Origin of the sequence: Streptomyces sp. NPDC127092 (assembly GCF_042722475.1) — a bacterium.
Classification (GTDB): domain Bacteria; phylum Actinomycetota; class Actinomycetes; order Streptomycetales; family Streptomycetaceae; genus Streptomyces.
Map to the genome: position 1 here is coordinate 1 of NZ_JBHXFE010000037.1, position 9,146 is coordinate 9,146.

Genomic DNA, 9,146 nt, shown 5'->3' on the forward strand with positions numbered 1-9,146 from the left:
CAAACAGCGGGGGGGGTGCCGGCGTGCTTTCTCCCGGCCCCAACGGAAAATGGTGGCCCCCCGCAACCCCCACTCCTGGGTCCCCGCCCTTGTCGTCCTCGTGCCCGAGGAGGCCTCTGACGGCCCGCTCAGTCGCGCCAGGCCTCCGACTCCTCCAGGAACTCCTGGAGGGTGCCGAAGAGGCCTGGTGAGGCCGCCAGGGCCAGTTCGCCCGAGGCCGGGTCCCCGGGGCGGCCGCCGGTCAGGGCGCCCGCCTCGCGGGCGACGAGCACGCCGGCGGCGAGGTCCCAGGGGTTGAGTCCGCGCTCGTAGTACGCGTCGACGCGGCCGGCGGCGACGTCGCAGAGGTCGATGGCGGCCGAGCCGCCGCGGCGGATGTCGCGGACTCGCGGCAGCAGCTGCCGGACGATCTCGGCCTGGCGGGCCCGGCGGGCCTGGAGGTAGCCGAAGCCGGTGGCGACCAGGGCCTGGTCGAGCGCCGGCGAGGGCCGGACGGCGAGACGCCGGTCGCCGAGCCACGCGCCGCCGCCGAGGACGGCGTGGAAGGTCTCGCCGCGCAGCGGCACCTCGACGACGCCGACGACGGTCTCCCCGTCCCGCTCGGCGGCGATGGAGACGGCCCAGGTCGGCAGGCCGTAGAGATAGTTCACGGTGCCGTCCAGCGGGTCGACGACCCAGCGGATCCCGCTGGTGCCGGGGGTGGCGGCACCCTCCTCGCCGAGGAAGCCGTCGTGCGGCCGGTGCTCGGCGAGGAAGCCGGTGATCAGCTTCTCGGCGGCGATGTCCATCTCGGTGACCACGTCGACGGCGCTGGTCTTGGTCCGGGCCACGGTCAGGTCGTCCGGGCGCCCGTCGCGCAGCAGGGCGCCCGCCCGGCGCCCGGCCTCGAGGGCCAGGTCGAGCAGTTCGGACAGCGGGGTGTCGGTCACGCCGGGGTCTCCTTACGCGTACGGGCTGTCGGCGCCGGCCGCCGCCGGGCGCTCCGCGCGGGCCGGGCAGCAACCGATCGGGCACAGGTCGTGGGAGGGTCCGAGGGCGCCGAGGGCGCAGCGCTCGACGCGCTGTCCGCGCTCGGTCGCGGCGCGCTCCAGGAGGAGCTCGCGGACGGCCGCGGCGAACCGCGGGTCGGCGCCGACGGTCGCCGAGCGCCGCACCGGGAGTCCCAGCTCGGCGGCCTTGGCGGTGGCCTCGGTGTCGAGGTCGTACAGGACCTCCATGTGGTCCGAGACGAAGCCGATGGGGACCATGACGGCGGCGGGGGCCCCGGCGGCGTGCAGCTCCTCCAGGTGGTCGCAGATGTCGGGCTCCAGCCACGGGATGTGCGGGGCGCCGCTGCGGGACTGGTAGACGAGCCGCCAGGGATGCTCGACGCCGGTCTCCTCGCGGACGGCGTCGACGATCAGGCGGGCCACGTCGAGGTGCTGCTTCACGTAGGCGCCGCCCTCGCCGTGGTCGGCGACGGGGCCGGAGGTGTCGGCGGCGGAGTCCGGGATGGAGTGTGTGGTGAAGGCGAGGTGGGCCTTGGCCCGCACGGACTCGTCGAGCTCGGCGAGCGAGGCGAGGACGCCCTCGACCATGGGGCGGACGAATCCGGGGTGGTTGAAGTAGTGCCGGAGCTTGTCGACGCGGGGCAGCGGCAGCCCTTCCGCCTCCAGCTCGGCGAGGGAGTCCGCCAGGTTCTCCCGGTACTGGCGGCAGCCGGAGTAGGAGGCGTAGGCGCTGGTGGCGAGGACGGCGATGTGGCGGCGGCCGTCGGTGATCATCTCGCGGAGGGTGTCGGTCAGGTACGGCGCCCAGTTCCGGTTTCCCCAGTAGACCGGCAGGTCGAGGCCGGTCTCGGCGAAGTCCGCGCGCAGGGCGTCGAGCAGGGCGCGGTTCTGGCCGTTGATGGGGCTGACGCCGCCGAAGAGGAAGTAGTGCCGGCCCACTTCCTTCAGCCGTTCCTTGGGGATGCCGCGGCCGCGGGTCACGTTCTCCAGGAACGGGACCACGTCGTCCGGGCCCTCCGGGCCACCGAAGGAGAGCAGCAGCAGGGCGTCGTACGGGGCGGGATCGAGCTCGTCGGACATGGCACCGATCCTCCCACCCGGCGCTGACGGCCGTGGGCTCGGCCCGACCGAAAAAATGGAGTGACCGAACCAGTTCAACGCCGTAGGCTTTAGCTATTAATTACACGTGCTTGCGCGGACGGCGCGGACACGTGCGGTCTGCATGCCTCGCCCGAGCCCGGAGATCCCCTTGCCCAGTCCTTATCGCGCGATCTTCGCGGCCCCCGGAACCAGATCGTTCTCCGTGGCCGGCTTCATCGGCCGGATGCCGCTGTCCATGATGGGCATCGGCATCGTGACCATGATCTCGCAGGTCACCGGGCGTTACGGGCTCGCGGGCGCGCTGTCCGCCGCGCTCGCCATGTCGGCCGCCGTGCTCGGCCCGCAGATCTCCCGGCTCGTCGACCGCTACGGGCAGCGCCGGGTGCTCCGCCCGGCCACGCTGTTCTCGCTGTCCGCGGCGGCCGGACTGCTGCTGTGCGTCAAGTTCGGGGCCCCGGACTGGACCCTGTTCGTGTTCACCGCCTGCGTCGGCACCGTGCCGAGCCTCGGCGCGATGACCCGGGCCCGCTGGGCGGACATCTATCAGGGCGAGGCACAGCGGCTGCACACCGCCTACTCGTGGGAGTCGATCGTCGACGAGGTGTGCTTCATCTTCGGGCCGATCCTCTCGATCGGCCTGTCGACCACCTGGTTCCCCGAGGCCGGGCCGCTGCTCGCCGGCGTCTTCCTCGCGATCGGCGTCTTCTGGCTGACCGCGCAGCGCGCCACCGAGCCGGCCCCGCACCCGCGCGAGGCGCACTCGGGCGGCTCCGCGCTGCGCTCCCCCGGCCTGCAGGTCCTGGCGCTCGCCTTCGTCGCCACCGGCGCCATCTTCGGCTCGGTGGACGTCGTGACCGTCGCCTTCGCCGAGGAGCAGGGCCACAAGTCGGCGGCAAGTCTGGTTCTGGCCGTCTACGCGCTGGGATCCGGTGTGGCCGGCGCGGTCTTCGGGCTGCTCCGGGTGAAGGGGCAGCCGTCGGTCCGCTGGCTCGTCGGCGTCTGCGCGATGGCCGTGAGTATGATCCCCCTCCTACTGGCCGGGAACCTGCCGTTGCTGGCCGTGGCGCTCTTTGTCGCGGGCCTGTCCATCGCGCCGACGATGGTGACCACGATGGCCCTCGTCGAAGCGCACGTACCGCGCACCAAGCTGACCGAGGGCATGACCTGGACAGGGACCGGGCTCGCCGTCGGTGTGGCGCTCGGCTCCTCGGCCGCCGGCTGGGTGGTCGACGCGTCCGGGGCGGAAGCGGCGTACGTGGTGCCCGTCGTCTCGGGCGCGCTCGCGGTCGCCGTGGCACTCCTGGGCCACCGCCGGCTGCGCACGCCGGCGCCGACGCGGGAGGGGCAGCTTGAGCAGGTCGACGACGCAGCCGCAGCGGTGGGGGAACACCGGGACGGCCAGCAGCACGTGGCGTAACTGGGCCGGGAACGTCACCTCCCGCCCCGTACGGGAGGTGAGCCCCGCCTCGGCCGAGGAGGTCGCCGACGCCGTGCGCCGGGCCGCCGAGGACGGCCTGCGGGTGAAGACGGTCGGCACCGGCCACTCCTTCACCTCGATCGCCGCCACCGACGGCGTCCTCATCCGGCCCGGGCTGCTCACCGGGATCCGCCGGATCGACCGCGAGGCGATGACCGTGACCGTCGAGTCCGGCACCCCGCTGAAGCGGCTCAACGTGGCGCTGGCCCGGGAGGGCCTGTCGCTCACGAACATGGGCGACATCATGGAGCAGACGGTCGCCGGGGCCACCTCCACGGGCACGCACGGCACCGGCCGCGACTCGGCCTCCATCGCCGCCCAGATCCGCGCGCTCGAACTGGTCACCGCCGACGGCCGCCTGATGACCTGCTCGAAGACGGAGAACCCCGAGGTCTTCGCCGCCGCCCGGATCGGTCTCGGCGCGCTCGGCGTCGTCACCGCCGTCACCTTCGCCGTGGAGCCGCTCTTCCTGCTCACCGCGCGCGAGGAACCGATGTCCTTCGACCGGGTGACCTCGGAGTTCGACGCGCTGCACGCGGAGAACGAGCACTTCGAGTTCTACTGGTTCCCGCACACCGACAACTGCAACACCAAGCGCAACAACCGCAGCGCGGGCCCCGCGGCCCCGGTGGGCAGGGTGAGCGGCTGGGTCGAGGACGAGCTGCTGTCCAACGGGATCTTCCAGCTGGCCTGTTCGCTGGGCCGGGCCGTGCCGCCGGTCGTCCCGGCGCTCGCGAAGGTCTCCAGCCGGGCGCTGTCCGCCCGTACGTACACGGACATCCCGTACAAGGTCTACACCTCGCCGCGCCGGGTCCGCTTCCTGGAGATGGAGTACGCGCTGCCGCGTGAGGCGGCGGTGCCGGCGCTGCGCGAGCTGAAGGCGATGATCGAGCGCTCACCGCTGAAGGTGAGCTTCCCGGTGGAGGTGCGGACGGCGCCGGCGGACGACATCGCGCTGTCCACGGCCTCGGACCGGGAGTCCGCGTACATCGCCGTGCACCTCTACAAGGGCACGCCCCACCGCGGGTACTTCACCGCGGTGGAGCGCATCATGACGGCGCACGCCGGGCGCCCGCACTGGGGCAAGGTGCACACCCGGGACGCCGCCTACTTCGAGAAGGCCTATCCGCGCTTCGCCGAGTTCACGGCGCTGCGCGACCGGCTGGACCCGGACCGGCGCTTCGCCAACGACTACCTGCGCCGGGTCCTGGGCGACTGACGGTCACTCGGCTCCGTCGCCGGCGGGTGCCTGGGCGGTGGACGGGGCCGTCGACGGGGTGGCCGGCGGCGTCGTGGGCGGCGTGGCCGGCGGGATCGAGCCGCCGTCGGAGGGCTCGGTCGGCGTCGAGGGCGTCGGACCTGGGGTCGGCGTCCCCGAGCCGGGAGTACGGTCCGGCGTCGGCGTCGGCGTTCCGCCGGCGCCCGGCCGCTCCTCCCCGCCGCTCCGGGAGCCGGGCGTCGAGGACGGCGTGCCGCCCGTGGAAGGCCGCTTCCCGCTCTCGCCGCCGCCCTCGCCGCGGACGGCGGAGCCGAAGGTCGTGGTGCCCTTGGTGCCGCTGAGGTCCTGACCGGAGGTCAGCTCGTACGCGGTGACGCCGCCCATGGCGACCAGGAAGACCACGGCGGCTCCGAGGGCGGAGCGCTTCCAGCCGCGGACCCGGGTGCCGTGCGTGGTGGGCTCGCCGAACTCCTCGCCGCACTCCTCGCCGTACGACGCCGGGGCCGGCACAGGGGCCTGGCGCGCCTTCGGCCTGGCGGCCGTGGTGGCCCCGCGCATCTGCTCGCCGGTGCGCTTGAAGACGTGCTGGAGGACCGGGCCGCCGCAGGTGGCGATGACACTGATCACACCGGCGCCGAGGATCGTGCCGTAGACGCCGAGGGTGGAGGCGAGCTTGGCGGCGAGGACGGCGGCGAGCGCACTGCCCGCGACCTGAGGAAGGCTCAGGTCGAACCGTTTCTTCTTCTCTTCGGGCATGTCCCTTCCCAGCGTGTTCATCTGTTCCACCGTGCACCCGGAAGGGACAAATGGGCGGCGGGATTAGTTCCGTTTCTGGCGGTTCTGTGAAGAGGGACACGCGGTCGGGGGCATGGCGGAGACTCAACTCCCGAACCGCCCGAGAAGTTGGGCGGCGCGCCGGTCCACCCAGGTGGCCCGAATGGAGTACTGTGGCGAGCCCTGGGTCCGGATTCCCTCACGGGTGTCCGGAATCGACGGAAGGGGGCCAAAGGTGGCACTCGAACCGGCGGCGCCGCGGCACCGCACGGAGCCCGCGACACAGCGTGACGGCCAGTCACTCTGCGTCGCAATCAGGTAACCGTGCCATAACGGCGTTCCAGGGTCCATGCCCGACACGCCGGGCAACTCGGCAGGGTTGTGGCAGGCTGCACCCGGGCAGGCCACACTCGACTAGCGGAAGCAGCGACGCACGTGACGTCGGCAGGCACCACCCGGGAGGTTCCCATGCCCGAACTGCGTGTCGTGGCCGTCTCGAACGACGGCACACGACTGGTGCTGAAGGCTGCTGACAACACGGAGTACACGCTTCCGATCGACGAGCGGCTGCGGGCCGCCGTCCGCAACGACCGTGCGCGGCTCGGCCAGATCGAGATCGAGGTGGAGAGCCACCTCCGCCCCCGCGACATCCAGGCCCGGATACGTGCCGGTGCCTCCGCTGAGGAGGTCGCACAGCTCGCCGGCATCCCCGTCGACCGGGTACGGCGCTTCGAGGGCCCCGTCCTCGCGGAGCGCGCGTTCATGGCGGAGCGGGCCCGCAAGACCCCCGTGCGCCGGCCGGGCGAGAACACCGGACCCCAGCTCGGTGAGGCGGTGCAGGAGCGGCTGCTGCTGCGCGGCGCCGAGAAGGACACCGTGCAGTGGGACTCGTGGCGGCGCGACGACGGCACCTGGGAGGTGCTGCTCGTCTACCGCGTCGCGGGCGAGGTGCACACCGCCAGCTGGACGTACGACCCGCCCCGGCGGCTCGTACAGGCCGTCGACGACGAGGCGCGGGCGCTGATCGGCGAGACCGACGACACGCTCGCCGCGGTGCCGGAGCCGAGCTTCCCCTTCGTCCCGCGGATCGCCCGGCTGCCCCGGGACCGGCCGCTGGACCGCGCGCTCGACCGCCAGACCGAGCGGACGCCCGCGCCGGCTCCCGAGCCGGAGGAGGAACGCGACTCGCTGACCAGCCTCCTGGAGGCGGTGCCGAGCTTCCGCGGCGACATGGTGGTGCCCGAGCCGTCCGACACGGAGCCCTCCGACGAGGTCGAGGCGGAGGAGCCGCCCGCGCCGGCCGCCTCGGCGGGCGCCGGCTCCGCGTACGCGGACGTCCTGATGCCCCGCGCGGTCTCGGGTCACCGCGACCGCCTCATCGGCACGACGGACCGCCAGGCCGAGGCGGACGGCGTCCGCCCGGGCCGCAGGGCGGCGGTCCCGAGCTGGGACGAGATCGTCTTCGGCACCCGCCGCAAGAAGCAGGACTGACACCCGCGGGACCCGCCGCCGTTCGGACCCGCGCCTTCGCGGCGCAAGGGGCCGCCGACGGAGGGTGAGGCCCCGCGGTGGTGGGGCGGCGGGGCCGTGGAGCGAGGGTGTCCGGTCCGGCTACTGCGGGTCCGGGCCCGTGGCGACCGGGCGGGACGGGTCCGAGGACCATTCCGACCAGGAGCCGGCGTAGAGGGCGGCCGGGATGCCCGCCAGGGTGAGGGCCAGAACCTCGTGGGCGCCCGACACCCCCGAGCCGCAGTAGACGGCCACGTCCGTCTCCGGCGCCGCGCCGAGCGCGGTGAAGCGGGCCGCCAGCGCCTCCGACGGGAGGAAACGGCCGTCAGGGCCCACGTTCTCCGTCGTCGGGGCCGACACCGCGCCCGGGATGTGCCCACCGACCCGGTCGATGGGCTCCACCTCGCCGCGGTAGCGCTCACCGGCGCGCGCGTCGAGCAGCAGACCCGAGCGGGCCAGGGACGCCGCACCGTCCGCGTCGAGCAGCCCGAGCGCGCCCGGCCGCGGCTCGAAGTCACCCGGCACGGGATCCGGCACGTCCTTGGACAGCTCGCCGGTCCACGCGGCGAGACCGCCGTCCAGGACCCGGACGTCCGGGTGCCCCGCCCACCGCAGCAGCCACCACGCGCGCGCCGCACCCCAGCCGAGACCGCCGTCGTAGACGACGACCGGCGTGTCCGCCGAGACACCCGCACGGCGCATCACGGCGCCGAACTCCGCCACGTCGGGCAGGGGGTGCCGCCCGCCGGACCCGGGCGGGCCGGCGAGCTCGGCGTCCAGGTCGACGTACACGGCGCCGGGGATGTGCCCGGCCTCGTACTCCGGCCGTCCGGGCGGGCCGCCGAGGGTCCAGCGGACGTCCAGGAGGACCGGCGGCCTGGCCCCGGTCGATTCGCTCACGAGTTCGCTTACGGAGATGATGGGCTTCATGGGTGCCATCCTCGCGCAGCCCGCCCCCCGAGAACGGCACCCGCCGGATAATCGTCCGGGGCGCGCGGCACGCTCCGCGGTGCAACCATCGGGAGGGGGACGTACGCCGGCGCATGTGTATGGCGGGTGCAGCGCGGGCAGGACCCGGGCCGGAAGCCTCGTACGCCCCACCGGCCCCGCCGGCCCCTGGTGTACGGCCACTGGCGAGAAAAGAGTGACGGATGACCGAGGCGACTCGGCGTACACCCGGCACACCCTGTTGGGTGAGCCTGATGGTGCACGGACTTGACGCGACGTGCGAGTTCTACGCTGCGCTGTTCGGCTGGGACTTCGTGCCGGGGCCCCAGCAGCTCGGCCCGTACGTGCGCGCGCTGCTCGACGGCCGGGAGGTGGCCGGGATCGGTCAGCTGCCTCCGGACCGACATCTGCCGATCGCCTGGACGCCCTATCTCGCCACCGACGACGCCGACGAGACCGCGGAGACCATCCGCTGCTGCGGCGGCACGGTCGCCGTCGGTCCGCTCGACGCGGGCGAGGCGGGGCGCATGGTGATCTGCTCGGACCCGGCGGGCGCGGTCTTCGGCGTGTGGCAGGCCGACGCCCACCACGGCACGGCGGCGGCCGGACCGGCCGGCACACCGGTCTGGAACGAACTGCTGACGTACGAGACCGCCTCGGTGGGCAAGTTCTACCGGACGATCTTCGCCTACGAGATCGAGCCGGTCGTCTCGGCCGACTTCGACTACCTCACCCTCCACCTCGACGGCCGCCCGGTCGCCTCGCTCCACGGCGTGGGCTCGGCGCTGCCCCGTGACCGGGGGGCGCACTGGATGACGTACTTCGAGGTGGACGACGTGGACGCCGCCGCCCGGCTGGTCGGCGAGCTGGGCGGCCAGATCCTGCGGCCGCCCCGCGAGGGCACGGCGGGCCGGCTCGCCCTGGTGACGGATCCGGAGGGCGCCGTCTTCACACTCGTACGGTCGGCCGACGCCCCCTCCTGAGCGGTCCCGGCGGCCAGGGGGTGGGGGCCGGGGGGGGGGGAGGGAGAGGGAGGGGGGGGAAAAAGGAGGAGGGGGGGGGGGGGGGGGGTCCCCGCCCCCCCCCCGGTACGCGTCCTGCTGCTACTGCTCCGGCGGGGTCGCGGACC

Annotated in this window: 8 protein-coding genes; 4 read left to right on the top strand and 4 right to left on the bottom strand. The window is 73.8% G+C overall.

What is annotated here, in order from left to right; translation table 11 throughout:
• Positions 1–128: 128 nt before the first annotated feature.
• Both ACFWJO_RS26965 and ACFWJO_RS26970 read right to left on the bottom strand, forming a co-directional pair.
• Positions 129–929 (bottom strand): inositol monophosphatase family protein, encoded by an 801-nt coding sequence (locus ACFWJO_RS26965; protein ID WP_386869114.1) that lies wholly within the window; start codon positions 927–929, stop codon positions 129–131.
• A 12-nt stretch (positions 930–941) separates the two neighbouring features.
• The gene (locus tag ACFWJO_RS26970; protein ID WP_386869116.1) at positions 942–2,069 is read right to left on the bottom strand and encodes a ferrochelatase; all 1,128 of its coding nucleotides are present in this window, start codon (positions 2,067–2,069) and stop codon (positions 942–944) included.
• A 169-nt stretch (positions 2,070–2,238) separates the two neighbouring features.
• On the opposite strand from ACFWJO_RS26970, the gene ACFWJO_RS26975 reads away from it, so the two are divergent.
• Entirely contained in the window at positions 2,239–3,507 is a 1,269-nt protein-coding gene (locus tag ACFWJO_RS26975) for an MFS transporter (RefSeq protein WP_386869118.1), read from the top strand.
• Positions 3,440–4,786, top strand: a complete 1,347-nt coding sequence (locus tag ACFWJO_RS26980) for a D-arabinono-1,4-lactone oxidase (RefSeq protein ID WP_386869120.1) — start codon at positions 3,440–3,442, stop codon at positions 4,784–4,786. Before ACFWJO_RS26975 ends, ACFWJO_RS26980 begins: the two co-directional genes overlap by 68 nt.
• A gap of 3 nt (positions 4,787–4,789) precedes the next feature.
• On the opposite strand, the gene ACFWJO_RS26985 is transcribed toward ACFWJO_RS26980, so the two are convergent.
• Positions 4,790–5,563 carry a hypothetical protein gene (locus tag ACFWJO_RS26985; protein WP_386869122.1) on the bottom strand — a complete coding sequence of 258 codons (774 nt, stop codon included), beginning with the start codon at positions 5,561–5,563 and terminating at the stop codon, positions 4,790–4,792.
• A gap of 432 nt (positions 5,564–5,995) precedes the next feature.
• Between ACFWJO_RS26985 and sepH the strand changes: the two genes are divergently transcribed.
• Entirely contained in the window at positions 5,996–7,051 is a 1,056-nt protein-coding gene (gene sepH, locus ACFWJO_RS26990; protein ID WP_386869124.1) for a septation protein SepH, read from the top strand.
• Positions 7,052–7,171: 120 nt separating this feature from the next.
• Here the strand turns inward: sepH and ACFWJO_RS26995 are convergent, their stop codons facing one another.
• Positions 7,172–7,999 (bottom strand): sulfurtransferase, encoded by an 828-nt coding sequence (locus ACFWJO_RS26995; protein ID WP_386869126.1) that lies wholly within the window; start codon positions 7,997–7,999, stop codon positions 7,172–7,174.
• Between the two features lie 221 nt (positions 8,000–8,220).
• Between ACFWJO_RS26995 and ACFWJO_RS27000 the strand changes: the two genes are divergently transcribed.
• On the top strand, positions 8,221–9,000 hold the full coding sequence (locus ACFWJO_RS27000) for a VOC family protein (RefSeq protein ID WP_386869127.1): 780 nt from the start codon (positions 8,221–8,223) through the stop codon (positions 8,998–9,000).
• Positions 9,001–9,146: the final 146 nt, after the last annotated feature.

Coding starts and splice junctions, on each gene's coding strand:
- ACFWJO_RS27000 (WP_386869127.1), top strand. CDS start 8,221: ATGACCGAGGCGACTCGGCGTACACCCGGCACACCCTGTTGGGTGAGC.
- ACFWJO_RS26970 (WP_386869116.1), bottom strand. CDS start 2,069: ATGTCCGACGAGCTCGATCCCGCCCCGTACGACGCCCTGCTGCTGCTC.
- ACFWJO_RS26985 (WP_386869122.1), bottom strand. CDS start 5,563: ATGAACACGCTGGGAAGGGACATGCCCGAAGAGAAGAAGAAACGGTTC.
- ACFWJO_RS26995 (WP_386869126.1), bottom strand. CDS start 7,999: ATGAAGCCCATCATCTCCGTAAGCGAACTCGTGAGCGAATCGACCGGG.